Annotated in this window: 23 protein-coding genes and 1 pseudogene; 10 read left to right on the top strand and 14 right to left on the bottom strand. The window is 61.9% G+C overall.

The window, feature by feature from the left end; all coding sequences use genetic code 11:
* Nucleotides 1-58 precede the first annotated feature (58 nt).
* From KXR72_RS15670 to KXR72_RS15660, 3 genes are read right to left on the bottom strand one after another with little or no spacing between them, the layout of a single operon-like run.
* Complete coding sequence (locus KXR72_RS15670; RefSeq protein ID WP_437422032.1) at nt 59-685, bottom strand: hypothetical protein; 627 nt, start codon at nt 683-685, stop codon at nt 59-61.
* Nucleotides 682-2,790, bottom strand: coding sequence for an integrase (locus KXR72_RS15665; protein ID WP_437422031.1), 2,109 nt, complete (start codon nt 2,788-2,790; stop codon nt 682-684). Before KXR72_RS15665 ends, KXR72_RS15670 begins: the two co-directional genes overlap by 4 nt.
* Nucleotides 2,774-5,095 (bottom strand): hypothetical protein, encoded by a 2,322-nt coding sequence (locus KXR72_RS15660; protein WP_437422030.1) that lies wholly within the window; start codon nt 5,093-5,095, stop codon nt 2,774-2,776. The genes KXR72_RS15665 and KXR72_RS15660 overlap by 17 nt, the downstream gene beginning before the upstream one ends.
* Before the next feature lie 69 nt (nt 5,096-5,164).
* On the opposite strand from KXR72_RS15660, the pseudogene hrpB reads away from it, so the two are divergent.
* A pseudogene (hrpB, locus tag KXR72_RS15655) lies at nt 5,165-7,321 on the top strand (ATP-dependent helicase HrpB); the annotation flags it as partial.
* A gap of 4 nt (nt 7,322-7,325) precedes the next feature.
* On the opposite strand, the gene KXR72_RS15650 reads toward hrpB, so the two are convergent.
* Together KXR72_RS15650 and KXR72_RS15645 are read right to left on the bottom strand one after the other, a co-directional pair.
* A complete protein-coding gene (locus KXR72_RS15650; protein ID WP_437422500.1) occupies nt 7,326-8,051 on the bottom strand; it encodes a substrate-binding periplasmic protein in 726 nt (241 codons plus the stop codon).
* A 91-nt stretch (nt 8,052-8,142) separates the two neighbouring features.
* Nucleotides 8,143-9,111, bottom strand: coding sequence for an endonuclease/exonuclease/phosphatase family protein (locus KXR72_RS15645; RefSeq protein WP_437422029.1), 969 nt, complete (start codon nt 9,109-9,111; stop codon nt 8,143-8,145).
* A gap of 85 nt (nt 9,112-9,196) precedes the next feature.
* Here KXR72_RS15645 and KXR72_RS15640 point away from each other — a divergent pair, with 85 nt between their 5' ends.
* The gene (locus tag KXR72_RS15640; RefSeq protein WP_437422028.1) at nt 9,197-10,039 is read left to right on the top strand and encodes an SDR family oxidoreductase; all 843 of its coding nucleotides are present in this window, start codon (nt 9,197-9,199) and stop codon (nt 10,037-10,039) included.
* Here KXR72_RS15640 and KXR72_RS15635 read toward each other — a convergent pair.
* Nucleotides 10,036-10,470, bottom strand: coding sequence for a VOC family protein (locus tag KXR72_RS15635; protein WP_437422027.1), 435 nt, complete (start codon nt 10,468-10,470; stop codon nt 10,036-10,038). The two genes, KXR72_RS15640 and KXR72_RS15635, sit on opposite strands and share 4 nt — an antisense overlap.
* Before the next feature lie 65 nt (nt 10,471-10,535).
* Nucleotides 10,536-11,213, bottom strand: coding sequence for a YciC family protein (locus KXR72_RS15630; RefSeq protein ID WP_437422026.1), 678 nt, complete (start codon nt 11,211-11,213; stop codon nt 10,536-10,538).
* Nucleotides 11,214-11,326: 113 nt separating this feature from the next.
* Here KXR72_RS15630 and KXR72_RS15625 point away from each other — a divergent pair, with 113 nt between their 5' ends.
* The 3 genes from KXR72_RS15625 to adhP all read left to right on the top strand — a co-directional run bounded on the left by KXR72_RS15625 (nt 11,327) and on the right by adhP (nt 14,380).
* Nucleotides 11,327-11,803 carry an NYN domain-containing protein gene (locus KXR72_RS15625; protein WP_437422025.1) on the top strand — a complete coding sequence of 159 codons (477 nt, stop codon included), beginning with the start codon at nt 11,327-11,329 and terminating at the stop codon, nt 11,801-11,803.
* 117 nt (nt 11,804-11,920) lie between these two features.
* The gene (locus KXR72_RS15620; protein WP_437422024.1) at nt 11,921-13,240 is read left to right on the top strand and encodes a DEAD/DEAH box helicase; all 1,320 of its coding nucleotides are present in this window, start codon (nt 11,921-11,923) and stop codon (nt 13,238-13,240) included.
* A 111-nt stretch (nt 13,241-13,351) separates the two neighbouring features.
* Entirely contained in the window at nt 13,352-14,380 is a 1,029-nt protein-coding gene (adhP, locus tag KXR72_RS15615) for an alcohol dehydrogenase AdhP (protein ID WP_437422023.1), read from the top strand.
* A 7-nt stretch (nt 14,381-14,387) separates the two neighbouring features.
* Here adhP and KXR72_RS15610 read toward each other — a convergent pair whose 3' ends face one another.
* Nucleotides 14,388-15,641, bottom strand: a complete 1,254-nt coding sequence (locus KXR72_RS15610; protein ID WP_437422022.1) for a TIGR03862 family flavoprotein — start codon at nt 15,639-15,641, stop codon at nt 14,388-14,390.
* A gap of 38 nt (nt 15,642-15,679) precedes the next feature.
* On the bottom strand, nt 15,680-16,600 hold the full coding sequence (locus KXR72_RS15605) for a histone deacetylase family protein (RefSeq protein ID WP_437422021.1): 921 nt from the start codon (nt 16,598-16,600) through the stop codon (nt 15,680-15,682).
* A gap of 74 nt (nt 16,601-16,674) precedes the next feature.
* Between KXR72_RS15605 and KXR72_RS15600 the strand changes: the two genes are divergently transcribed.
* The 3 genes from KXR72_RS15600 (at nt 16,675) to KXR72_RS15590 (ending at nt 18,774) form a co-directional block, all read left to right on the top strand.
* A complete protein-coding gene (locus KXR72_RS15600) occupies nt 16,675-17,238 on the top strand; it encodes a GNAT family N-acetyltransferase (protein ID WP_437422020.1) in 564 nt (187 codons plus the stop codon).
* 79 nt (nt 17,239-17,317) lie between these two features.
* Nucleotides 17,318-18,187 (top strand): acyl-CoA thioesterase II, encoded by an 870-nt coding sequence (tesB, locus tag KXR72_RS15595; RefSeq protein ID WP_437422019.1) that lies wholly within the window; start codon nt 17,318-17,320, stop codon nt 18,185-18,187.
* Nucleotides 18,184-18,774, top strand: a complete 591-nt coding sequence (locus KXR72_RS15590) for an HAD family hydrolase (protein WP_437422018.1) — start codon at nt 18,184-18,186, stop codon at nt 18,772-18,774. Before tesB ends, KXR72_RS15590 begins: the two co-directional genes overlap by 4 nt.
* Before the next feature lie 202 nt (nt 18,775-18,976).
* Here the strand turns inward: KXR72_RS15590 and trxA are convergent, their stop codons facing one another.
* The 4 genes from trxA to KXR72_RS15570 all read right to left on the bottom strand — a co-directional run bounded on the left by trxA (nt 18,977) and on the right by KXR72_RS15570 (nt 21,573).
* Complete coding sequence (gene trxA, locus KXR72_RS15585; protein ID WP_437422017.1) at nt 18,977-19,846, bottom strand: thioredoxin; 870 nt, start codon at nt 19,844-19,846, stop codon at nt 18,977-18,979.
* 74 nt (nt 19,847-19,920) lie between these two features.
* On the bottom strand, nt 19,921-20,451 hold the full coding sequence (gene thpR / locus KXR72_RS15580; protein WP_437422016.1) for an RNA 2',3'-cyclic phosphodiesterase: 531 nt from the start codon (nt 20,449-20,451) through the stop codon (nt 19,921-19,923).
* A gap of 43 nt (nt 20,452-20,494) precedes the next feature.
* Nucleotides 20,495-21,148, bottom strand: a complete 654-nt coding sequence (locus tag KXR72_RS15575) for a class I SAM-dependent methyltransferase (RefSeq protein WP_437422015.1) — start codon at nt 21,146-21,148, stop codon at nt 20,495-20,497.
* A complete protein-coding gene (locus tag KXR72_RS15570; RefSeq protein WP_437422014.1) occupies nt 21,145-21,573 on the bottom strand; it encodes a YbaY family lipoprotein in 429 nt (142 codons plus the stop codon). The genes KXR72_RS15575 and KXR72_RS15570 overlap by 4 nt, the downstream gene beginning before the upstream one ends.
* 114 nt (nt 21,574-21,687) lie before the next feature.
* Between KXR72_RS15570 and nrdR the strand changes: the two genes are divergently transcribed.
* Together nrdR and ribD are read left to right on the top strand one after the other, a co-directional pair.
* On the top strand, nt 21,688-22,155 hold the full coding sequence (nrdR, locus tag KXR72_RS15565; protein ID WP_437422013.1) for a transcriptional regulator NrdR: 468 nt from the start codon (nt 21,688-21,690) through the stop codon (nt 22,153-22,155).
* Nucleotides 22,152-23,261 carry a bifunctional diaminohydroxyphosphoribosylaminopyrimidine deaminase/5-amino-6-(5-phosphoribosylamino)uracil reductase RibD gene (gene ribD, locus KXR72_RS15560; protein ID WP_437422012.1) on the top strand — a complete coding sequence of 370 codons (1,110 nt, stop codon included), beginning with the start codon at nt 22,152-22,154 and terminating at the stop codon, nt 23,259-23,261. Before nrdR ends, ribD begins: the two co-directional genes overlap by 4 nt.
* Here ribD and KXR72_RS15555 read toward each other — a convergent pair.
* The gene (locus tag KXR72_RS15555) at nt 23,157-24,035 is read right to left on the bottom strand and encodes a hypothetical protein (protein WP_437422011.1); all 879 of its coding nucleotides are present in this window, start codon (nt 24,033-24,035) and stop codon (nt 23,157-23,159) included. The genes ribD and KXR72_RS15555 overlap by 105 nt on opposite strands.
* Nucleotides 24,036-24,309 lie beyond the last annotated feature (274 nt).

Below are 24,309 nucleotides of genomic sequence, written 5' to 3'. Positions count from 1 at the left end.
GATTTGAAATTCGCTTAGAAGCGAGTATAGCTTCCCTCCGGGCTCTGATAGCATCTAGCTAGATCCTTCTGTAGTCGCCAAGATTAATAACATCAAGCGAAGGCGGCGTTACCTCACCTGACGGTCGGCTCAGACTGAAGGGAGGAGGGGTTAAGCTTAAAATAGCCCGAAGCGTTTGAAGTGCATCTTGAGTCCGTTTATCACGTACTTTTTTGTCGGTAGCATCTCCGATGCTCGTAAACTGAAACATGGCCTCAGATACTGCGCGCAATAGCAGTACATTAGTCTGGCGATGCATTTCCAGTTCATGCTGGACTTGCTCTAGCTTTGCCGAAAGACCCGACTTGGTTCTTTTGGTGGCTTTTATCTGAGTCTGGTCGCATAAATTAAGAGCTTCAATGGCCTTAAGCCTCAAGGAGTTAATTGATTTAAAACCTCCAGCTAAATTATGGTTGGCGTGTGTCTTCAGGGTGTTTAGGCTCATCGGGGATGTACTTCTGGAGCCCAGGCCGTCCACGGAAAAAGTTTTTTTCAAGTGTGATATGCCAGCCTGGGTTTTTAATGCCATCCGCAGTTCACTATCCAACTTATACAGCTGTGGCTTCTGTATGATGCTAATCAAGAGCGACTGCAATGTTTCGACCCCTTCGATGGCTAAGTTGGTTCGGGTAGTAACTTTGCTCATACAAGCTCCGATTTGCGCACTAAGCGCACAACTATCTTAAATCTGTGTTCTTGATGATCGACAAAAAAATCGGGCTCAATTTCGATCCAGCCTTCTTGCACTAGCTCTGCAACTTGATCTTCCAATACATCTGTATCTATAAGCTCAAAATCTTTAGTTCCATATTTTTCATAAAGTAGCTTAGTAAGGTCGCCATAGTTTTCATTCTTGCCTTGGTGTAGCTGCTCCGCGATGTATTGGGATTTCGCGCCAACAAGCACGGCGCCATCGGTTGATTCCGTAATGTATCGATAAACGTGTTTAGGATCGGTATGGCCTAACATCCATTGCAACGTGTCAAGCTTGGAAAAGCTGCCGCAGTAGAAAAATAGCATGGCAAAAAAACGGCGGAGTTGATGCTGTCTGAAATAATAGCGTTCGCCGTTCATATTTATTGGAGTTTGAATATAGTCACAAAAAAAATCTAGGTTACGATTGTATGAATATATGCTGCATTGGGTGAGAGTGGCTGAGCCGCGCATGCAGGGAGTTGAAAAAAGGGTTTGCGTTTGTTTTATGAAGCCAACCCTCTTTAAGATTTTCTGCATTCTTATTAGATTTTTGACCATGTCTGCGGCGATTGGCTCGATTGGGCGAGCTTCTTTACGGCGAAATCCAAATAGGTGACGAGTACTTTTTGCGTTGTCGAAAACTAGCCATTGCGCAGCCTCGTCCAGGCAGCTATCTGCTTTTAGTTTGTACAGCTCACTTGAGCGCCTTGCCATGAGAACCCCTACAGTGAACTGGATTGCCCCTACATAAACAACCATCGAGTCGTATAGGTAGCAGCTCTCACGTAGACTAGCGAAATAGGTTTGCTTGTTACCTTTTCGCCCTGTCATCTGCAGCGAAGTGCTCTTTTCTTTTAACGATCGGAATAGCCGTTTAACTCCCAATTCGCGAAGCCGACATCCCAATAGATTAGCGAATTCATCTTGCGGCAGTTGGCATGGGCTAATTCCGAGCTTCCGGCACTTTAAAGCTATTCGGCAGAAGTCCCGTATTAGCGCTTCGCCATAATCGAGATGAAATTCTATCGCGCATCGAAGTGATTCAAAAACCGCTGCTGATGGTAAGGATTTGAATCTCCCTGTTTTGGCTAAGGCTGGGGCTGGGGTGAATTCTAATAACTGGGTAAGCGCGTCAACTGAGGGGCAGGGAACGTTTAGCTCATGCAGAACGCCCAAGTTATAGAGTGATGAGCTGTACCGGGAGAAGGAGGTGTCGCGCATTAGCTCCTTCGTGCCGCTTGTAACAGGCGCTCCTGGGTACTCCCTAGAAAATAAGCTGCTGCCACTGTTGTAGCATAGGATGGGGTGAGTTGGCTTATTTTGAGATCGTCCCCATATCGTCTCCGGATAGAGTAAATTGGACATCGCGATAGTGTTGGGCTGGTTTCCATTTCGCATCTGCTTATGATATAGGCCCTTGAGGTAAAGTGCGGCCCGTATCGAAGGGATAAGCGCATGATCAATGCCTAGCTCATCATCACGTCGTTGTTCGTGAGTTATCTCGGCAACCTGTGGGTTCGCTTTGAGAAATGTTTGGACGCGTTCATCGCCATCTGCAGATACAAGGCTAAGACAGTAAGCTTTCAGGCGCCCTGTCCAATTGTATACCGAGTCATGGATTGTGGTTTTGCTGGCGATAGCATCTAGTATTTCCGCTAAATTACCACCCGTAAGACCCGCTAAACCGTATGTGGCTAATTGATATCTTTCGCCGTTGATCAAAAGGTAGTCGATAAGGTGGCACGCTCGCTGAAAGCAAGCAGCTTGGCTGCCCTGAATATCATTGGTCTCGCCTAGATACCCGTGAAGGTCTCTGGTACAAGAAGTGAGAAAGTATTTAAGCCCCTCCAGTAGCTCACTGTTTTCTAAATCGGTCAGCCTAGTACCATTATCAAGAAAAACACTCCATTTCAATTGTTTCGTCTGTTTGTAACCAAAGCTTATAAGCCATACGGGTTCGTCGAAACCGCTAAGTAGCCAAGAGGCCGAGCGGTATGCCTCGCGCGGGCTATGCAAAAACGGCGATAGAAATTCTAATTCATTCGGTAACTTCATAGATCAGATTCTCCATGCTCGCTGCGTCAATGCTTTGCCGGGCTATGTTAAGGTACTGATGGAGCTCGTTGTTGTAGCCGCTTTCAATTTCGTTGATAACTAACTCTGTGAACTTCGACCAATATATTGATTTCGCATTGATTCTTGATTTTTCTTTCGCCAAAGAAACTGCTTCTTTTAGAGAAACTAAAGCGATAAGAACACCTTGTTCAATCGGGACTATTAGCCTATCGGCCGTTTGAGTATACCGATGCACGGTGTTCCGCCCTTTGCCGGGCTGGATGAGCTGGTCTGGGTTCTGAAGGTGCTCCGGAATGGAGCGCAACGCGTGATTTTCCATAAATAAATGGAATTCCGCCATGCTCTCGAATTTTGTCGCGTCAAGCAGGCGAGGGCTACCTTTCATAGCCTCACATATGAGTCCTCGCTGAAAGACACGGATCCACCTGGTCTGAATAAAATCAAGGATTGGCTCGGGTAAGTAACTGCGAAGAAGTCCTGCATTGTATGCGGTATGGCCCAAGGCTTTAGCCATCTCCTCGGCACTGTGTGTGTCTAGATATACCTCGACGGCACTAGATGCGCGAAATGCTGTAACAGAAAGGCGACACAGAAAGTCTTCTGTGCTTTCGCTATCTTTACCGCTGAGAGCAGAAAATTCGTTCACTGTTTCTTGTAAGTATCGGATGGTTGTTCTGTTTATTTTCATGGGCTCAGCTTGCTTGGGAAGGCCGATGTAACCCGTGCAGTGCAGAAAAAGTTTTCTCCAGTTGTCATCTCCAGCCTTGCGCAACTCTTCCCGTAGAGCTTGGGTCAGCGAGATGACCCTGCGAACATAAGCTGCCAGCCTCGGGCTAAGTATCACGGTAATCTCGCTAAGCCTTCCCCCCTTACGATCCTTATATGCAGTTAGCTGGTAGCCTGCGTCTGTGCTTTTAAATCCAGTTTCATTTCCTCGCTTATCATACAGTTCGAGGTATTTAAGCGATGATTCGTTAAAGCAGGGGTGCTCGTGGACTAAGAGTAGTTGAAGTGCTAGGAAGTGCTCTGTGGTAGGTAGGGCTAGGAGGTTAGAAACACTGGCTCTAGATGCCGTTCCGATTACTCGTTCAGGGTTCTTTCTGATATAGGATAGCCCGCTCTCGGCAAAGGTCGCGCATACGTTGTGCTCTCCAATCTCGCTGAGGCTGTTTTTACAAGAGTTACCTGAGGTGATCGGTCGGCCTTCGCGGGCAAGACGATTTCTTTTAAGCTCCAATATTCTGATTGTATGAAGCTTTTCCTTTGCCCATGACAAGACTAGACGGATATCACTTTTGATGTTTTTGAAGAGTATCTCAATTGCTTCTGTCTCCGTTAGGCTTAGCGGTACTGTAGTGACAAGTTTCACTTTTTCCAACGAGCCGTCCGATTTTTTCCTTATATGCGTGTGCGTGCCGGGTGGCGCTTTCGAAACTGGGCGGGGAATGCTTCCGGAAAAAGGAGTGACCCATAATCCTGACTGAATGAAAGCTTCATCCATCGTGTATGCGAATTTAGAATAGCTTCTTGTTTTGATATTGATATCTGAGCCTGAGTCATGAGTCTTTTTGAAGCTGTAAAGCATAAATTCAATGAATAGTTGCTTGAGTTTTACTGGATTACGAAACGTGCTGCAGGGCCAGAGTTTGGCGTTCTGACTTAAATAGGTCAGAAAAAGGTAAAATTCGCTGTGATTGGGTGCGAGCTTTGTTTTCGAATATTGCTGGTAAGCTTGGTAAGTCTCTTCGGCAAAGGTGGCTCCGTGAGAGTTCCATATCAACGGGATTGGCGCATAGCTGGTTTTGCCAAGTCGCCCATTAACAATCCATCCACTCCAGTAAAGAATTGCGCCTGGGGACAGTGTTGATCTTTCATCTTCCCATATCTGCATATTCTCAATGCTTAGTCTTTCTTCGCTGCTGAAGGTGGGAGTGTTAGGAGCTACTTTCCTCAGTTCATCGAGGATCAATAAAAACCCTGCAATGTATGCGTATCTGGCCGATCCAGACGCTGCCACGAAGGAACGGTCAGATAAAGCGCCTAGAAACCCTTTTGCAATGCGCAGGAAGCGTGGTGACGATGGCGATTTGTACGTAATTTTGTGGCCTGCTATGTCGCAGTAGGCCTCGAAGAGTTTTAGGACAGTTGGAGTGCATAGGGCATTGCGTCCAGGTACACCGGCCAACCCCCTAGAAATCTGGTCGACCAAGGCGTGTGGCAGCACCTTGTAGGGATAGATGCCTAGGCTTCTGGGGTATTTGATAATTGTCAGATTATTGTCCATTGTTCCTAAGCTGCCTATGGCGCGGTTTTACTGAGTATAGGCGGGGTTTGACAAAAGCAAGCGGAAGGCAAAATTCATGAGCGCAGCCTGGATGCCGACCTGGCCCTGGCGCTGACGCTCAATGCCCGCACCCTGCTGCGTGACGAGCCGCTCAAGTTGCTGTTGATGTCCGCCACGCTGGAGGGGGACCGGCTCTCGGCGCTGCTTGGCGATGCGCCCGTGGTTCGCAGCGAGGGGCGCATGCATCCGGTGGCCGAACGCTGGGGCCGGCCGTTCCAGGCGGGCGAACGCATCGAGCCGCGGGTGGTGCAGACCGTGCTACAGGCGCTCGATGAACAACCGGGCAGTGTGCTGGTCTTCCTGCCGGGGCAGGCCGAGATCCGGCGCGTCAACGACGAGCTGTCGGAGCCCCTGGCTGCGCGGGGCGTAATGCTTTGTCCGCTGCACGGGGAGTTGGCGCTCGATGCACAGCGCGCCGCGATCGAGCCGCCGCCGGCCGGCCAACGCAAGGTCGTGCTGGCGACTAACATCGCCGAGACCAGCCTGACCATCGAGGGCGTTCGCGTGGTGGTCGACGCCGGGCTGGCGCGTGTGCCGCGCTTCGACCCGGGCAGCGGTATGACGCGTCTGGACACGCGGCGCATCTCACGTGCTTCGGCGACTCAGCGCGCCGGGCGGGCGGGGCGCCTGGAGCCTGGGGTCTGCTATCGGCTGTGGTCGGAGGATCAGCATGCGCAATTGGCTGCATACAGCGAGGCGGAGATTCTCCAGGCCGATCTGGCCGGCGTCGCGCTGCAGCTGGCGCGCTGGGGAGCCGAGCCGGATGAACTGGCCTGGCTGGACGCACCGCCCACGGCCGCCTATGCCCAGGCGCAGGACCTGCTTCAACGCCTTGGCGCGCTGAGCCGGACAACCCATGGCGGCTGGCAACTGACGCCCCACGGCCAGGCGATGGCCGAGTTGCCGGCCCATCCGCGCATTGCGCATCTGCTGTTGCGTGGGCAGGCACTTGGGCTTGCGGCCTTGGCGGCGGATCTCGCCGCGCTGCTGGTCGAACGCGACATACAGCCGGGCGGCCAGCGCAGCGCCGGCGCCGATATTGCGACTCGGCTGGGCCTGCTCGATGGTCGCGCAGGCCGGCATGCCGGGGCCGGGCGTGTGCGGCAACTGTCACGGCAGTTTCGCCACCTGTTGCGCGCGCCGTCACCCGCCGCGCCGGTGGATGCCGAGGACCACCGCTGGCATGGCGCCTTGCTCGCATTCGCCTACCCGGACCGCATCGCCCGCCAGCGTCGCGAGGGCGGTGGCGAGTACCGGCTGGCCAATGGGCGTGCGGCAGTGTTTGCCGAGCCGGATGCGCTGATGAAGTCGCCATGGCTGGTGATTGCCGAACTTGGCAGCCGCCAGGGCCAGCGTGAGGAGCGGATCTACCGGGCGGCGGCGCTCGACCCGGCGCTGTTCGATAACGTGCTGGCCGAGCAGGTCAGCATGCGCGACGAGCTGGAGTGGGACGAGCGTGAAGGTGTGCTAAGGGCCGAGCGGCAGCGATGCGTCGGCGAGCTGGTGCTCAGCCGCGAGCCGTTGCCCGGGCTGGGTGACGAGGCACGCGGCCGCGCCCTGCTTGGGCTGGTCCGCCGCAAAGGGCTGGAGCTGCTGCCCTGGACGCCGGAGCTGCGTCAGTGGCAGGCGCGTATCGGCCTGTTGCGGCAGCTCGATCTGAACGCAAGCGGCAGCAGCGAATGGCCGGACGTCAGCGACAGGGCGCTGCTCGATCGGCTCGAAGATTGGTTGTTGCCTTACCTCGGGAAGGTGTCCCGCCTGGCGCATTTCGCCGCACTGGACTTGCGCGGCATGCTCGCCACACTGCTGACTTGGCCGCTGCCCCAGCGTCTCGACGAGCTCGCGCCGGTGGCCATCGAGGTGCCTTCTGGCTCACGCATCCGCCTCGATTACGACGAATCACCGCCGGTGCTGGCGGTGAGGTTGCAAGAACTCTTCGGCCTGGCTGATACACCGCGCATCGCTGGCGGACGGCAAGTGGTCAAGCTGCACCTGTTGTCACCGGCGCGCCGGCCTGTGCAGGTGACCCAGGATCTGGCGAGCTTTTGGGCTAACACCTATGCCGACGTGAAAAAGGATCTAAAAGGCCGCTACCCCAAGCATTACTGGCCGGACGACCCACTGGTCGCCGAGCCCACCGCACGGGCCAAGCCGCGCGGCACCTGAGCCGTCACTCGCCTGGCAGGCTCGTGTCCACGCCCGCCGCGACGAGTTCGGCATAGGCGCGGTCGAGCGCTTGGAGCACGGCCTCGGTATCTGGCGCACGGCGTGAGGCAATGAAGCGGATCGGTACGCGGTGCAACGTTTGGTAGGGCAGCGGTGCCATGCCCAGTTGCTGCTGTGCCTGCTTGACCGGAACCTGATAGTCGAGGAGGAAGTCGGCACGCCGGTGCACCAACATCTGCAGTGCCGAGGTATGCGTGCTGGTGCGATGCAAGCGGATATCCAGGTTCGGGTCGTTCAGCATCTGGTTGACGCCCGGCCAGTAGTTGTACCCATTGATGACGATGACGCCGCGCCCGGCCAGGCTCTGTGGCAACACGGGTGGCGGGGTGTCGGCGCGGTGGTAGAGGTTGAGGCTGATGGCGGTCAGCGTTTCCTTGCCTTCGAGCGTGTCGGCAGCCAGCTCGGGTTTGCCCGGTGCGCCCGGCCATAGGTCAATGCTGCCGTCTCGCAGGCCGGCATACAGGCGTGCGCTCGGCAGCGCGCGAAAGGTCGCTGTGTAGCCGGCCCTCTCGATCACCGCACGGGTCAGGTCAACCAGCGGGCCCTGGGCCTGGCCAGCGGTATCGCTGTAGATGGCGGGCGGAAAATCGTAGTAGCCCACGGTCAGCGAGCGTTTCGGCTCGGGCGCGGCCATCACGAGGCCTGGGCCAACCAGCAGCAGGCTGGCCATGACCAGCAGAATCCGGAACGAGGCGTTCAAGGGAAATCACGGCTCCTTGTGGCGTGCTCTGGGCAAGGATGGTCGGCGTCCGTCACGCTGTCTAGCTGCCGACGGGCAGAAGCAGGCGTGCAATCAACGGTGCAGAGGGGGAGGCCGCCGTCCTGAGCGGCGGCTGCATGGCATCGAGGCGTTTGATATTGCCGCTGTGAATGATTCGGGTACGCGGTGGCGCACCCCCGGGTGACGGTATCGGCGAACGGTCTTCGGGCATGGGCGCGTATGGGGCAGGGATCTCCGCCAATCGCATGTCGGCCAGCGCCTGCGGCCGCTCCCAATGGCTGAAGTCACCACCCAGCAGCAGCGTTCGGCCCTCGGCCAGCCATCCGTCAGCCCAGCGCTGCACCTGTTCGCCCTGGCGTTGGGCTTGCTCGGCGGAATGCTCATCGAGCAGCAGCGTGCCCAGGGTGATCTCACCGCCGCGGCGGATCGGCAGCCGTACCCATAGCAGTGCCTGCTTGTCTTCGAAGGCCGAACGCCAGCCGCTCGGTTCAGCGAGTGGCAGTTGCAGGCGCTCGCCGTCCGCCAGGCGATAGCGGCTGAGAATCCCCAGCCGGGCCCCGGCACTGTCGAACAGCGTGGGGAGCGGCAACCAGCGGGCTTGGCGATAGAACGCACTGCTGCTGCACGGGTAGCGATCGCTCAGGCCGGCTTGCAGTGCGGCGAGCTGATCCATCCGGTCGGTTCGTGTATCCCCAACGTCTACGGCTTGCAGCAGCACGATGTCGGGTTCCTGCTCACGAATCGCCTCGATCACGGCCTGCAGGTTGCGTTCGAGATGCTCAGGCTCGACCTGCTCGTTGCTGGGCGTCTGCCCGGCGAGGTGACCGACGTTCCAGCTCATGATCTTCAGCGCCTGGCCGGCGAGCAGTGCCGGCGCGCGGCCGATGCAGGCGGTGGGCGCGGCTTCGCGCGCAGCGGGACGCCAGGCCAACAGCCAGGGCGCTGCGAGCACTAGCAACAGGAGCAGGCTGCTGGCGAGGCTAAGGGCGATCACACGGCGGCGCGTCATGGAGGCTGACTATGCTGTAGCGAGAGAGGCTTCAGCCTAGCAGGCATGGACGAAGCGGGTGCGAACCGACGATGGGGAGTGGTGCATGCGGCGCAAGGTATTCACCAGCAAGGTATTCGACCGCAAGGTCGTGCTGATCACCGGCGGCTGCGCTGGCATCGGCCGCGCATTGGTCGAACGGATGGCCCAGGCCGGCGCGCGGCTGGCCGTCTTCGACCTCGACCAGAACGCGCTCGACGGCCTGGCTCAGCATGTGCTCGACCACCACAACGCCGAGATGCTGGGGGTGCGCTGCGATGTGTCGAACCGCGATGCCGTGATGCATGCAGTGGCGCTGGTGATCGAGCGCTTCGGTGGCATCGATGTGCTGGTGAACAACGCAGGCATCACTCATCGCAGCCGAGTCGTCGACACCCAGCCCGGGGTGTTCGAACGGGTGATGGCGGTCAATTTCTACGGCGCGCTGCACTGTACGCAGGCGGCGCTGTCCAGCCTGCAGGCGCGCTGCGGGCAGATCATCGTGCTCAGCTCCCTGTCGCAGTATGCGCCGGTGCCAGAGCGCGCGGCCTACAACGCCAGCAAGCATGCGCTGCACGGGTTGTTCGACACGCTGCGCTGCGAGCTGGACGACCGCGATGTGCATGTCATGCTGGTGTGCCCGGGTTACACCGCCACCGATCTGCGCAAGAACGTGCTCGTCGGGGACGGCTCCACCTCGCCGCAGCCCGCGCTGACGGCCGGGCGTGTGGCGTCGGCGAAGGATGTCGCTGAGGCCATCTACCTGGGCGCCTCGAAGCGACGGCGTTTGCTGGTACTGTCCAACATCGGCTGGCAGGCACGGCTGGTGGCGCGGCTGTTTCCGGGACTGTTCGAACGGCTCTTGCTGCCCCGGCTGGCTGGCGCCAGGGCTTCGCAGGGCGCGAGCTAGGCGGGTTGGTCGCCGCCGTGGGGCGATTGTGCCAAGGCCATGTCCCAGTACGCGGCTTCGATCTTGTGGCCGTCCAGGTCGCGCACGAAGCAGCCGTAGTAAGGCTCGCCGTATTCGGCGCGGGGTCCGGGTGCGCCGTCATCCACCGCGCCGGCTGCGAGTGCCGCGCGGTAGAAGGCGTCGACCGAAGCCTTGTCTGCGGCAAAAAAACCGATATGCGTACCGTTGCCAGCGCTTGCGGGCTGGCCGTCGATAGGCGTCTGCAGCCAGAACTCCGGGTATTCGCGGCCCCAGGCTACAGCGCCGGGGTGCGCCATGATGCGTGTGCACCCCAAGGCGGCGAGGGTCTCGTCGTAGAAGCGGCAGGCCTGGTCGAAGTGGTTGGTGCCGAGAGAGATGTGCGACAGGATGCTGGGGTTTTCAGTGGCCATGATGATCGTCCTCCGTGCGGTGGCGGCAAGCCTAGACCACCGCGCGGCGATGCACCTGCGCGCGATCAGGCATCGTCGGTGACGGCCATGGGCGCGCTACACAGCATGTAGCAGCGGAACAGCACCACGGTGGCCAGCAGCTGTAACACGCCCAATGCGCTGTCGACCAGCACCGCCAGGGCGCCGGGCGGGGTGTCGCCGTGCCAGAGGCTGGCCGCCAGCCCGGCCTCGAGCAGCCACACCGGCACCAGCACGATCAGGGTGCAGCCAAGCACCAGCAGGAAGCGGCCACGGGTCAGTGCGAAACTGCCCTTCAGCGCCGCCAGGGGCGTCAGCCCACGCAGCACCAGCAGGTATTCGGCGAATGCCAGGCGCACCAGAATCCAGATGCCCGGCAGCACGAACAGCGAGGCGCCGAGCATGATCAACAGCGTCGTCAGGCCCGCCAGCACGGCCAGCGCCGGCCACAAAGGCAATGCCCTGACCCATACGTCGCGAATCGCCGGGTCGAAGCCTCGGCTGCGGGCGTCGAGATAGAGGATCAACGCACCGACGTAGAACGGGTAGAAGACCAGCCCGACCAGCAGTTCTTGTGCTGGCATCGCGCCCTGGCCGAGCAGATGGTCGACGGCCAGCCGCGTTCCGCTCTCCAGCGCGATCCAGGGCAGACAGAGGCGAAGGATCGCCGGCAGGTTGCGGCTGTAGAAAAAGCAGGCGTCACGGAAGATCGACAGGACGTTCATGGGCGGTCGGATGGCGGCGAAAACAGGCGCGCACTGTAGCCCAACCGACAATCGTCGGCGACAGGTAGGCCGTCGCCCTCCATACTGGGCAGCCCCTCATCCCGGACCGGCTCGTGAAGAAGATCGCCTTGTTTGCCGATGTGCAGAATCTCTACTACACGGTGCGCCAGGTGCATGGCTGCCACTTCAACTATGCCGCACTCTGGGCCGAGCTGAGCGCGCGCGGGGACATCGTCATCGCCCAGGCCTACGCCATCGACCGCGGCGACGCCCGGCAGCAGCAGTTCCAGCAAATCCTGCGTAACCTCGGTTTCACGGTAAAGCTCAAACCTTATATCCAGCGCAGCGACGGATCGGCCAAGGGCGACTGGGACGTTGGCATCACCATCGATGTGCTGGACGCCATCGGCCACGCCGACGAGATTGTTCTGGCATCTGGTGACGGCGATTTCGACCGGCTGCTCGAGCGGGTGCGTGCCGGTGGTGCCGAAGCGACCGCCTATGGCGCGCCCGGCCTGACCGCCCAATCGCTGATCCGGGCGGCGACGCGCTATGTGCCGATCGAGGGGCGGCTGTTGCTCAAGTCCTGACGCGTCGCATCGGCCGTCGGTGCCCCGCAGCGGGTGCGCCGAGGATGGGGCGCTCCAGCGTCGCGCCGCGTTTACGCGTAAACTGCGCGCCTCGTTTTCATCCTCTGGTTGCTGCTCATGACCTTCGCCTCCCTGGGCCTGATCGACCCCTTGTTGCGCACGCTCGAGGCGCTCGACTACCGCAAACCGACCCCCGTCCAGGCCAAGGCCATTCCCGCCGTGCTCAAAGGGCGCGACCTGCTGGCCGCAGCGCAGACCGGCACGGGTAAGACCGCCGGCTTTGCCTTGCCGCTGTTGCAGCGCCTATTGCAGGAAGGGCCGGCGGTAGCCAGCAATTCGACACGCGCGCTGGTGCTGGTGCCGACGCGCGAGCTCGCCGAGCAGGTGCATGAGAGCTTCAGGACCTACGGCCAGCATCTACCGTTACGCACCTACGCGGTGTATGGCGGCGTCAGCCTCAACCCGCAGATGATGGCACTGCGCAAGGGTGTCGATGTGCTCGTCGCCACGCCTGGCCGCTTGCTCGATCTTTACCGGCAGAACGCCGTCAAGTTCGGTCAACTTCAAGCGTTGGTGCTGGACGAAGCCGACCGCATGCTCGATCTCGGCTTCGCCGAGGAGCTTGATGAGGTGTTCGCCGCGCTGCCATCCAGACGCCAGACGCTGCTTTTCTCCGCTACGTTCTCCGATGCGATCCGGCAGATGGCGCGCGAGCTGTTGCGTGATCCGCTGTCGATCGAGGTCAGTCCGCGCAACACCGCTGCGAAGACGGTCAAACAGTGGCTGGTACCTGTGGACAAGAAGCGCAAATCCGAGCTGTTCCTGCACCTGCTGGCAGCGCGGCGCTGGAACCAGGTGCTGGTCTTCGTCAAGACGCGCAAGGGCGTCGACCAGCTGGTGGAGGAGTTGCTGGCACAGGGCATTTCCAGCGATGCGATTCACGGCGACAAGCCGCAGGCGTCGCGTTTACGTGCGCTGGAACGCTTCAAGGCCGGCGAGGTACAGATCCTCGTGGCGACCGACGTGGCGGCGCGCGGTCTGGACATCCATGATCTGCCGCACGTCGTCAACTTCGACCTGCCAACCGTTGCCGAGGATTATGTGCACCGCATCGGTCGCACCGGGCGAGCCGGGGCGACCGGTGAAGCGGTCTCGCTGGTGGCCGCCGACGAGGTGGACCAGCTGGCCGCCATTGAGACGCTGATCGGCCAGGTGCTGCCGCGCCATGACGAGCCGGACTTCATCCCCGACCACCGTGTGCCCGTCACTCAGCCCGGTGGGCAAATCGTCAAGAAGCCGAAGAAGCCCAAGCAGAAGCAGGTGCCCGGCAAGGGGCGCATCCACTTGGGCAACTGGTTCGACGACAACGAGAAGCCCAACGCCAAGCCGATCCGCCAGGTGCCCAGCCTCGGCGGCAACAAACCCAAGAAGCGCTGAGCGGTGCGCGGCCGATCAACGGTCGTTCAACGCGCGGTAACACTGATCTGGGTCTAGGTGCGCCCGGTTCTGCCTGCAGCAGACTGGGCTTCCCACGGACTTCTTGGAGTGATGCCCATGACCCAGACCATGAAAGCGGCAGTCGTCCACGCCTTCGGCGAGCCACTGCGCCTCGAGGAAGTAAAGGTGCCGATGCCCGGCCCCGGTCAGATCCTGGTGAAGATCGCCGCCTCAGGCGTCTGCCATACCGACCTGCACGCCGCCGAGGGCGATTGGCCGGTCAAGCCCGCGCTGCCCTTCATCCCCGGCCATGAAGGCGTCGGCCATGTCGCCGCGGTCGGCGCTGGCGTAACGCGGGTGAAGGAGGGCGATCGCGTCGGCGTGCCCTGGTTGTATACCGCCTGCGGCTGCTGCGAGCACTGCCTGACCGGCTGGGAAACGCTTTGCGAAAGCCAGCAGAACACCGGTTATTCGGTAAACGGTGGTTACGCCGAGTATGTGCTGGCCGATCCGAACTACGTTGGCCTCCTTCCCGACAATGTCGGCTTCGAGGAAATCGCGCCCATTCTCTGTGCCGGCGTCACGGTCTACAAAGGACTGAAGGAGACTCGTGCACGGCCCGGCCAGTGGGTCGTGATTTCCGGAATCGGCGGGCTGGGCCATGTGGCGGTGCAGTACGCCAAGGCGATGGGACTGCACGTGGTGGCCGTCGATGTGGACGATGCCAAGCTCGAGCTGGTCAAGCGCCTCGGCGCCAACCTGACCATCAATGCGCGCACCGAGGATCCGGTCGCGGTGGTTCAGCGCGACATTGGCGGCGCTCACGGGGTGCTGGTCACGGCGGTATCGAACAGCGCATTCGGCCAGGCGATTGGCATGGCACGGCGCCATGGGACTGTCGCGTTGGTTGGCCTGCCGCCAGGAGACTTCCCGACGCCAATCTTCGACGTGGTGCTCAAGGCCATCAGCATCACCGGCTCGATCGTCGGAACGCGTGCGGACCTGCAGGAAGCGCTGGACTTCGCCGCTGAAGGCCAGGTTCGCGCCACCATTCACAAGGGCAGCCTAGACAACATCAACCAGATATTTGACGACATGCGCAACGGCCGCATTGAAGGCCGCATCGTCATGACGATGTAGTGCCGAGTCAGCGGCCGAGCCAGCGCAGCATGCCCTGCGCCGCCGCTCGGCCGCTGGCGAAGCAGCCAGTCAGCAGGTACCCGCCAGTAGGCGCTTCCCAGTCAAGCATTTCGCCGGCACAGAACACGCCGGGGAGTTGGCGCAGCATCAGGTTGTCATCCAGCGATTCGAAGGGCACGCCGCCCGCACTGCTGATGGCCTCATCCAGCGGGCGCGGGTGCAGCAGGATGATGGGCAGCGCTTTGATGGCCTGCGCCAGGCACGGCGGATCGTCGAAGGCCGAGGGCGCTGTCAATTCCCGCAAAAGGGCGGCCTTTACGCCATCCAGGCCGAGCTGACGCTTGAGGTGCTTGGCCATGCTCTGCGAGCCGCGTGGCTTGGTCAGGGCGCGAACGATCTTCTCCAACGAATGATCCGGTAGTAGGTCGAGCGTGACCTGCGCATGGCCGTCGCGCTCGATCCGCTCACGAATCCCCGCAGACAGCGCATACACCAGGCTGCCCTCAATGCCAGTAGCCGTAATGACGAACTCGCCCTTGCGCGGTTCGCCGCCCGCCAGCGAAAGGCTGACCGTCTTCAGCGGCGCGCCGGCGAAGCGCTCCCGCAGATGCGCGCTCCATCCGGTGACATCGAAGCCGCAATTGGCCGGGCGCAAGGCGCGCACCGGGATGCCGCGCGCCTCCAGCAACGGCACCCAGGCGCCATCCGATCCCAGGCGAGCCCAGCTGCCGCCACCGAGAGCGAGCAGCACGGCGTCGGCGGCGACTGTACGCTCGCCTTCCGGTCCACGCACGCGAAGGGTGCCGTCGTCGCCCCACCTCAGCCAGCGGTGCCGCGTATGGATGTGCACGCCGGCCTCGCGCAGGCGCCGCAGCCAGGCACGCAGCAGCGGCGCGGCCTTCATGTCGGTGGGAAACACCCGGCCCGAGGTGCCGACGAAGGTGTCGATGCCCAGCGCGTGGATCCACTCACGCAATTGCGTTGCATCAAAGGCCTCCAGCAGCGGGCGGAGCGCGGCAGCGCGTTCCCGGTAGCGCGAGACAAAACGTTCGAAGGGCTCAGAGTGGGTGATGTTCATGCCTCCGACACCGGCCAGCAGAAACTTGCGGCCCACCGAGGGCATGGCGTCGTAGACATCGACCGCAACGCCAGCCTGGCTGAGTACATCGGCGGCCATCAGGCCGGCAGGGCCGCCACCGATGATGGCGATGCGGGAAGGGGCAGCAGTCATGAACAGGGTCGTCAGTGGCGGGGCGGGCATTGTAGCGGATGCGGTTCCGATCGCAGCGTTGCGTCGAATCAGCCTAGCCCGTGGCGCGTCCAGGCCTCGGCTGCACTGAAATGCAGCTGTGCGTGGCGGCGGGCGAGCAGCGCGCGATCTTTGTCATAGCCACCGCCGATCACGCCAACGACCGGGATGTCGCGGCCCAGGCAGTGCTCGATCACCGCGGTGTCACGCCGGGCAAGGCCCTCGTCGCTGAGGTTGAGCAGGCCCAAGGCGTCGTCGCGGTGCACGTCGACCCCGGCGTCGTAGATCACCAGATCGGGCTGGTACAGGGGCAACAGGTAGGCGAGGGTGTCGTCGACCACCTTCAGATAATCGTCATCACCCAGCCCGGGCGCGAGGCCGATATCCCAGTCGCTGCGTGCCTTGCGCACCGGAAAGTTCGTTTCGCAGTGCAGCGAGACGGTGATGGCATCGGTTACGTCCTCGAGTATCCGCGCCGTACCGTCGCCCTGGTGCACATCGCAATCGAAGATCAGCACACGGCCGACACGCCCGCGTTCGAGCAGCGACAGCGCGATGATTGCCAGGTCGTTGAAGATGCAGAAGCCCGACGCGTGATCGTGGTGGGCATGGTGCGTGCCGCCGGCCAGGTGGCAGGCCAGGCCGTGCTGCAGGGCGAGATCGGCCGCCAAGAGGGAGCCGCCCACTGCCCGCACCGTACGCTGCGCCAGCGCCGGGCTCCAAGGCAGGCCGAGCCGGCGCAGTTCCTGGTGGCTCATGTCCCCGCTGCAATACCGTTCGACATATTGGCGGTCATGTGCGAGTGAGAGGCTGGCAAGATCGCACAGCTCGGGGCGCAACAATGCCTCGTCCGTGGTCAAACCGCTGGCGACCAGGTGATCGCGCAGCAACCGGAACTTCTCCATCGGAAAGCGATGCCCGGGTGGTAGCGGCGGGCTGTAGTCGTCATGGAACACCAAGGGAAGCGGCATCGGTCGACCGGCAATTGAGACCAGCCGGCAGTATGCCGCCCGCGCCACCGGAGCCTCAACAGACAAGGACACCCATGCAGCCGATAGAGCTGGAAACACCGCGCCTGCGCTTGCGCGGCTGGCACGACGCCGATCTGGACCCCCTGGCCGAGATGTGCGCCGATCCCCGCGTGATGCGCTATTTCCCCGCCACCTTGACCCGCGACGAGTGCGCGGCGGCGTTGGCGCGCTGCCGCGTTCATTTCATTCGCCACGGTTTCGGCTATTGGGTGGTCGAGCGCAGGGACGAGGCACGCTTCATCGGCGTAGCCGGTTTGGCGTGGAGCCGGCTGAAACTGCCGTTCTGCCCCGCCGTGGAAATCGGTTGGCGGCTGGCGGCCGACCAGTGGGGGCAGGGGCTGGCCAAGGAAGCGGCAGAAGCGGCACTGGCCTTCGCCTTCGAACAGCGCAAGTTGGAACAGGTCGTGAGCTACACCTCACCGCTCAACGAGCGTTCCCGACGGTTGATGGAGGCCGTTGGGATGCAGCCCGACGAGTTGGCCAGCTTTGACCATCCGTGCTGGCCGGAAGGCCATCCTCTGCGCCGTCACCTGCTCTATCGCATCACCCGTGCGCACTGGAACGATCGGCGAGGATGAATGCAATCGGTGGAGCGAATCCGGGCCAATGCGTAACATTGCCCGCTTGCCCCGTGCCCGCCTGAAGGATGCTGAAAACATGACCGACACGCTCGATACCCTGGTCAATCTGCTCTCGCTCGAACGCATCGAGGAAAACCTTTTCCGTGGCGCCAGCCAAGACTTAGGCTTCCCGCAATTGTTCGGTGGCCAGGTGGTCGGTCAGGCGCTTTCCGCGGCCAGCCAGACCGTGGTGCCTGAACGTCATGTGCATTCCATGCACGGTTACTTCTTGCGTCCCGGCGACTCGCACCAGCCGGTGGTCTACGATGTCGATCGCGTGCGCGACGGGGGCAGCTTCACCACTCGCCGCGTCAGTGCCATTCAGAAAGGGCAGACCATCTTCACCTGCATCGCCTCCTTCCAGGCGGATGAGACCGGTTATGAACACCAGGTCCAGATGCCGGAAGTCGAGGGCCCGGAAAACCTGCTCAGCGAGTGGGAATTGCTGCACAAGTTGACCCCGCTTGTACCGCCACGCGTGGCCGAAAAGCTACGGCGACCCAAGCCCATCGAGATCCGCCCGGTCACGCTGCAGGACCCGATCAATCCCCAGCCGATCGAGCCGATCCGCCACCTGTGGTTCCGTGCCGATGGCACCCTGCCGAATAACCCGGCGCTGCACAAATACCTCATGGCCTACGCCTCGGACTTCAGCTTCATTGGCACGGCGTTGCAGCCGCACGGCGTCAGTTCCTGGAGCAAGTTCATCCAATTGGCGAGCCTCGACCACTCGCTGTGGTTCCATCGCGAGGTGCGCGCCGACGAGTGGCTGCTGTACAGCATCGACAGCCCCTGGGCCGGCAATGCCCGCGGCTTCGCCCGCGGGAATATCTTCAATCGCGCCGGGGAATTGGTGGCTTCGGTCGCGCAGGAAGGCCTGATCCGCGTACGTGAGGACTGGAAGTGAAACTGGCGGACGCCCGGCATTGGGTCTTCGACATGGACGGCACCCTGACCATCGCCGTGCATGATTTCCTGGCGATCAAGCGGGCGCTCGACATTCCCCCGGAAGACGACATCCTGCATCACCTCGCGGCGTTACCCGACGAGGAAGCGGCACGCAAGCGGGCCTGGCTGCTGGAGCATGAACGTGAACTGGCCTATGCCGCCCGCCCGGCCACCGGCGCGCGGGAGTTGCTTCATCACCTGCGCGACCGCGGCTGCCGGCTCGGGGTGCTTACGCGCAATGCGCATGAGCTGGCGCTGGTTACGCTTGAGGCCGTCGGCATGGGCGATTGCTTCGCCTCGGCGGATATCCTCGGGCGCGACGAAGCACCACCCAAGCCCCATCCGGGCGGCCTGCTGCACCTGGCCGAACGCTGGGGCGTGGCGCCGAAGGACATGGTGATGGTCGGCGATTTCCGCTTCGATCTTGAATGCGCGAAGGCGGCTGGCGCGCGAGGTGTGCTGGTCAACCTGCTGGATAATCCCTGGCCCGAACTGACCGATCTGCATGCCCGCGATTGCCTGCAATTGCGCGACATGCTGGGTTAACGCCAAACGGTGGGCCTCGCTCTGCATGGCTGCGTCAGAGAGCCCCGACCCAGGGCGAAACCGACGCTTCTGAACGGGTCGGAACACCCTTTCGCCGTGGATCGCGGCTTCCACAAAACAATGCGGGTCGGTGCGGACCTGATGCGCGCGGCTTTTGTAGGAACCCCGGCCCGGGGCGAAGCGTCGCGCGCTTTCCGCGGCCTCAGTACAGCGCCTGGTACAGCTTGCGGCGGTAGGTTGTGACCAGCGGATGGTCGCTGCCCAGCAGGTCGAATACTTGCAGCAGGGTCTTGTGGGGCAGGCCGTCGGCGTAGCTACGGTTGCGCATGAACAGCTTGAGCAGGCCGTCCAGCGCGGCTTCATGCTGCTGGCGCGCCAGCTGCTGAACGGCCAACTGATAGGCCGCCTCGTCATCCTCGACGTTCTGCGCCAGGCGGCTCTTGAGGTCGGCAACCTCTGGAAGGGCGTTCGCCTGGCGCAGGAAGGTCAGCTGAGCGCGGGCGCCTGCGAGCGCCTGCTTGTGCTCGTCACCCTTGACCGCGTCGAGTACGGTTTCGGCCTCGCCCAGCTCGCCGCGCTCAGCCAGGCAACGCGCATAGAGAATGAGGGCTGCTGCGTTTTCGTTATCGTCTGCCAAGGCCTGCTTGAGCAGGGATTCGGCATCGCCGATGCGGCCCTCGGCGAATAGTGCTTGGGCCGTTTCCAGCAGGTCGGCTTCTGGCGCAGCGGGCGCTTGAACATGCGGTTGCAGCATCGCGCGGATGGCCGACTCCGGTTGCGCACCGGCGAAGCCGTCCAGCGGCTGGCCATCCTTGAACAGGACAACCGTAGGCAGGCTGCGCACACCGAATCGGGCAACGACGTCCTGCTCGATGTCACAGTTGACCTTCGCCAGCAGCAGCTCGCCGCCGTATTCCTCGGTGATTTTCGCGAGCAACGGCATCAGCGCCTTGCACGGTGCGCACCATTCGGCCCAGAAGTCGACCAGTACCGGTTTGTGGAAGGAGTTCTCCAGCACCAGTTGTTCGAAATTGGCGCTGGTGACGTCGAAGATGTAGGGAGTCTGGCTCATCGGCACTCTCGAATAGCGCTGCGAATTAAGGCGTGCATGTTAAGGCGCGACGTGACGAAGCGGAAGCAAGGTGCTCAACCCGCCGGAGCGGCCAATGTCCAGCTCGACAGCTGGCGGTATTGCACGCCGCGCCCGGTGGTTTCGGACAGGTAAAGCCCGAACCGCTCAACGTGCCACTCGAAGGTCGGTGGCCTCGGTAGAGACCCGGGTTGCGTCTCGCGCGACAAGGTCACGTGCGGAAGAAAGGGGCGCGAATCGAGCGCAACGCCATGTGCGCAGAGGCTGGCATGCAACTGTTCGACCAGCTGGCTCAGCGGTGGCGGAATCTGGCTCGGCACAAGGCAGGCGAAGCCACGCCCGAGGATGCGTAGATGATCCAGACGCAAGGGGAACGCATCGGCTCGCAGGCGGGCGGCCAGTTGTTCGAGTGCTGGGATCGAGCGTTCCGGCTGGTTGCCAAGAAAGGCCAGGGTCAGGTGGAGGTTCGCTTCGGTCACGGGGCGACCGCCCAGCGGCTGCTCGTCACGCCACTGGCAGATCGACCTGGCGAGTGTCGCCGGACAGGGTAGTGCGAAGAACAAGCGCAAGGGCGCATCTGTGGTCATGATCGGCTCCATCGTTGCCGTGGGGCTTTGCTCTCGCTGCGGCCTACCGTGCCGCGTGGTAAAGGCTGACGCGGCGAAATTCCGCAGGCTCGGCCAGATCGGGCCAGGTGCAGCCGTCGAGCACCTCGAGCCGTTGATAGCGCGGATGCTGGAAGTCGCGAATGCGCGAATCGGCGACCAGCACGTCGCGGCCGCGATCGAGGAAGTGGTCCAGCAGCGGCAGGTTGGCCCGGTCATAGAGCACGTCGGCAACGATGATCAGGTCGTAGCGGTCGGCCTCGGAAAAGAAGTCCTCACTGAAGCCTAGCTCGACCCCATTGAGTTCGGCATTGGCCCGACAGGAGGCCAATGCGACCGGGTCGAGGTCGCACGCAACCACCTCCGCAGCGCCGGCCTGCGCCGCGGCGATGGCGGCAACCCCCGAACCGGCGCCGAAATCCAATACACGCTTGCCGAGCACCCATTCCGGGCGTGCGGCAAGCCATTGCGCAAGCACCAGCCCGCTGGCCCAGCAGAAGGACCAGTAGGGCGGCTCCTCCAGTATTCGCTGTGTTTCTTCCGGGCTGAAGGCGCGGGTCATGTTGTCCGGGTCGATAAGCCAGAGGCGGACATCGGTGCCGGGGAGCCGCGTGGCGGTGAGCCTCGCGTCGCCTAACAGTTCGGACAGTGCGCCCTGCAGCCCGGGCGGTGGCGTCACGGCGCCGGAACCAGTCGCAGCGGGCCAAGCGACTGGTTGGCCGCGCTGGTGACCGGCACGGCTGGCAGCCGCATGATCAACTGGCCGGAGCGGGTCACCCGGCCCCGTAGCTCGACCGGCTGGTCCTTGGGGAATTCGTCGGCATTGAATTTCAGGATGAACGGCAGCTCGGTGCCGCGACCCTTGAGCCGCACGTTGCTGAGCAAGCGGTCGGGTTGGTCGCGACGGTTGACTTCGAGCAAGGCCAGCTCGACTTCGCTGTCGGCAGGCACGCCGAGCAGGCTGCCGTGCAGCTCGTGCATCAAGGTTGCCGCCTGCGGTGGTTCCTCGAAGGTGACGGGTGCTGATGGACGCTGGGTTTCCTGGCTGGAACAGGCGGCCAGCATCATCAGCAGGGCGGGCAGCGCAAAGGGGCGTAACGGCACGGACGGCCTCCTCGAACGAGTTGAATGCGCGCCTGTATAGCAGCAAGCCCGTCGATTTGTCTTGCCGGGGGGATGCGCTACCATGGCTGTCCCCCTGTCTGACAGCTCTAGACCATGCATTGTCCCTTCTGTGGTGCACATGACACCAAAGTCATCGATTCGCGCCTCGTGGCCGAGGGCGACCAGGTGCGTCGCCGCCGCGAATGCCTCGCCTGTGGCGAGCGCTTCACCACCTTCGAAACCGCTGAACTCGTAATGCCCCGGCTGATCAAGCAGGACGGCAGTCGCCAGCCTTTCGATGAGGAGAAGCTTCGCGCCGGTATGCAGCGTGCGCTGGAGAAGCGTCCGGTGAGCGTCGAGCGGCTGGAAGAGGCGATTGCCCACATCAAGCACAAGCTGCGTGCCACTGGCGAGCGAGAAATCAAGTCACGCGTGCTGGGCGAACTGGTGATGGTCGAGCTGCAGAAGCTCGACGAGGTCGCCTATATCCGTTTCGCCTCTGTCTACCGTCGTTTCCAGGACTTGAACGAATTCCGCGAGGAAATCGAGCGCCTATCCCGCGAGCCTGTCAAAAGCGAATGAGCGAGCTTGATCACGCCTGGATGGCCCGCGCGCTGCAACTGGCACGCAAAGGCCTCTACAGCACTCATCCCAATCCGCGCGTCGGTTGCGTCATCGTCAAGGATGGCGTGCCTGTCGGCGAAGGCTGGCACGTCCGCGCGGGCGAGCCGCATGCTGAAGTCCATGCGCTGCGGCAGGCCGGCGAGGCGGCGCGTGGCGCCACCGCCTACGTCACCCTCGAACCCTGTAGTCATCACGGACGAACGCCACCGTGCGCCGCGGCGCTGGTCAACGCGGGAGTAGGGCGTGTCGTCGCTGCCATGCAGGACCCTAATCCACAAGTTGCCGGGCGTGGGCTCGAACGCCTGCGCGCGGTGGGCATCGAGGTCAGCTGCGGGGTGCTGGAAAGTGAGGCGCGGGCGTTGAACGCTGGCTTCATCAAGCGCATGGAGCACGGGGTGCCCTATGTGCGGGCCAAGTTGGCGATGAGTTTGGATGGCCGCACGGCGATGGCAAGCGGCGAAAGCCAGTGGATTACCGGGCCGGCAGCGCGCGCCGAGGTGCAGCGGTTACGGGCGCAGGCGAGTGTAGTGCTCACGGGGGCCGATACGGTGTTGATGGATAACGCACGGCTGACCGTGCGGGCTGCGGAGCTCGGCTTGGGCGCGTCGACGACCGCACTGGCGATGCAGCGGCCGCCGTTGCGCGTCCTGGTCGACGGCCGCCTGCGCGTGCCGCTCACGGCGCCATTCTTCCAGGTTGGCCCGGCGCTGGTCGCGAGCACCAGCGACGAACAGGCTGCCCGCTACCAGGCTGAGGGGCACGAGCTGCTGCCACTGCCTGCGGCAGACGGCCGGGTCGACCTCGCCCAGCTATTGCGCGAACTGGCCCGTCGCGGCGCTAACGACGTGCTGCTCGAAGCTGGGCCGCGGTTGGTCGGTGCCTTTGCCGCCCACGGCCTGGTCGATGAATACCTGCTGTTCGTCGCGGCGAAATTTCTCGGTTCCTCGGCGCGTCCCTTGCTAGACCTGCCGCTCGAGCGCATGCGCGAGGCCCGCGAGTTGCGGATCGTCGATATCCGCGCCGTGGGCGATGACTGGAAGATCACCGCCGTCCCGCAAGGCTGACCCGGTCGCCTCTGGAGCGGGCTGCGGTCCAGTGGGGCGCAGCCCGTTGTGATCCAGTTTGGCCTTGCGCTTGTTGGCGCCTAGCAGCATTCGCGCCAGCAGACTATCGTGGTGCGGGTTGCCGAAGTGGAACAGGGCTGTGGCGCGCAAGAGCGACGGATCGCATTCGTCGTTGGCGTGCAGGCTCCGGTACCCGGAAAACAGATAGAGGTTGCCCGGTACCAGCTTGAGACGGATAGGTTTCAGCCAGCCGCGACGGACCGCGAAGGCGACCAGCTTCTGGCTGAGCGTGTTGTGCAGCACGGCCTTCTCGATCACGTTGCGCAACGCGTTGAACCGAACCCCGCGCACGTTGGGGAACAGGATCAGGTCCCCGCAGTGCTTGCCCTCGGTCGGAATGTACAGGGGCAGCAAAGCCGTCACTGCCGTGGCATCGAAATGGTAGAAGTGCGACTGCTTCAGCCCTGTCCGGCCCTGCAAGCAGCGGATGACCGGGAAGATCTGTTCGGTTGCCGCCGGTTCTCGTCCGGCCTGGAGCCGATACAGCTCGCGCATCATCTCCTTGAACGGCGCCGACAACGCCAAAGCTGCGACGATGCTGCCGCCCAGCGCCTCGATGCCATGAATGGCGAAGTATTCGCCAGCATGCGCGACGACCTGCTGTTCGATGAAGCTGCGCCCCTGCTGCAAGATTTCGGGAGCGATGTAGCGCTCGAGAACCGCGTAGCCGTTCTGGTCGATCTCGGCTGCGTAGCGGGCAGCCTCCGTTTGCATAACCGTAACCCCTGACATACCCATCCCTCGTGGCGTCTCGTTAGGGCCGGAGCGTTTCTTCCTTTTTTTCGTGCGGTCTGCGCCGGGAGGATCGCCAGAACGAGCTCGATCCTGCTCGCGTACGGTACGAAGTGCTGCGGGGAATGACGTTCCATCCTGATCGTCTTGCAAGCACCGAGGACCGATGCGATGCGTATGGACAGACAAGCGTAGCGGTAGTTTCGGTCCCGTAAAAAAATGTTTCGGGCAGCAGCCGGCGGGCTCGAACCGGCGT

This window comes from Stutzerimonas chloritidismutans (assembly GCF_051486945.1).
GTDB classification, from domain to species: Bacteria; Pseudomonadota; Gammaproteobacteria; order Pseudomonadales; family Pseudomonadaceae; genus Stutzerimonas; species Stutzerimonas chloritidismutans_B.
The sequence above is the reverse complement of the archived record's forward strand: the minus strand, read 5'-3'. Positions and strand labels throughout refer to the sequence as shown.

What these genes read in the sequence shown, in the direction of transcription:
- KXR72_RS15645 (WP_437422029.1), bottom strand. Translation starts at nt 9,111, where the DNA reads ATGACGCGCCGCCGTGTGATCGCCCTTAGCCTCGCCAGCAGCCTGCTC.
- nrdR (WP_437422013.1), top strand. Translation starts at nt 21,688, where the DNA reads ATGCATTGTCCCTTCTGTGGTGCACATGACACCAAAGTCATCGATTCG.
- thpR (WP_437422016.1), bottom strand. Translation starts at nt 20,451, where the DNA reads ATGACCACAGATGCGCCCTTGCGCTTGTTCTTCGCACTACCCTGTCCG.
- KXR72_RS15605 (WP_437422021.1), bottom strand. Translation starts at nt 16,600, where the DNA reads ATGCCGCTTCCCTTGGTGTTCCATGACGACTACAGCCCGCCGCTACCA.
- KXR72_RS15555 (WP_437422011.1), bottom strand. Translation starts at nt 24,035, where the DNA reads ATGCAAACGGAGGCTGCCCGCTACGCAGCCGAGATCGACCAGAACGGC.
- tesB (WP_437422019.1), top strand. Translation starts at nt 17,318, where the DNA reads ATGACCGACACGCTCGATACCCTGGTCAATCTGCTCTCGCTCGAACGC.
- ribD (WP_437422012.1), top strand. Translation starts at nt 22,152, where the DNA reads ATGAGCGAGCTTGATCACGCCTGGATGGCCCGCGCGCTGCAACTGGCA.
- KXR72_RS15650 (WP_437422500.1), bottom strand. Translation starts at nt 8,051, where the DNA reads ATGGCCAGCCTGCTGCTGGTTGGCCCAGGCCTCGTGATGGCCGCGCCC.
- trxA (WP_437422017.1), bottom strand. Translation starts at nt 19,846, where the DNA reads ATGAGCCAGACTCCCTACATCTTCGACGTCACCAGCGCCAATTTCGAA.
- KXR72_RS15620 (WP_437422024.1), top strand. Translation starts at nt 11,921, where the DNA reads ATGACCTTCGCCTCCCTGGGCCTGATCGACCCCTTGTTGCGCACGCTC.
- KXR72_RS15665 (WP_437422031.1), bottom strand. Translation starts at nt 2,790, where the DNA reads ATGAAGTTACCGAATGAATTAGAATTTCTATCGCCGTTTTTGCATAGC.
- KXR72_RS15610 (WP_437422022.1), bottom strand. Translation starts at nt 15,641, where the DNA reads ATGCCCGCCCCGCCACTGACGACCCTGTTCATGACTGCTGCCCCTTCC.
- KXR72_RS15630 (WP_437422026.1), bottom strand. Translation starts at nt 11,213, where the DNA reads ATGAACGTCCTGTCGATCTTCCGTGACGCCTGCTTTTTCTACAGCCGC.
- KXR72_RS15640 (WP_437422028.1), top strand. Translation starts at nt 9,197, where the DNA reads ATGCGGCGCAAGGTATTCACCAGCAAGGTATTCGACCGCAAGGTCGTG.
- KXR72_RS15600 (WP_437422020.1), top strand. Translation starts at nt 16,675, where the DNA reads ATGCAGCCGATAGAGCTGGAAACACCGCGCCTGCGCTTGCGCGGCTGG.
- adhP (WP_437422023.1), top strand. Translation starts at nt 13,352, where the DNA reads ATGCCCATGACCCAGACCATGAAAGCGGCAGTCGTCCACGCCTTCGGC.
- KXR72_RS15670 (WP_437422032.1), bottom strand. Translation starts at nt 685, where the DNA reads ATGAGCAAAGTTACTACCCGAACCAACTTAGCCATCGAAGGGGTCGAA.
- KXR72_RS15635 (WP_437422027.1), bottom strand. Translation starts at nt 10,470, where the DNA reads ATGGCCACTGAAAACCCCAGCATCCTGTCGCACATCTCTCTCGGCACC.
- KXR72_RS15660 (WP_437422030.1), bottom strand. Translation starts at nt 5,095, where the DNA reads ATGGACAATAATCTGACAATTATCAAATACCCCAGAAGCCTAGGCATC.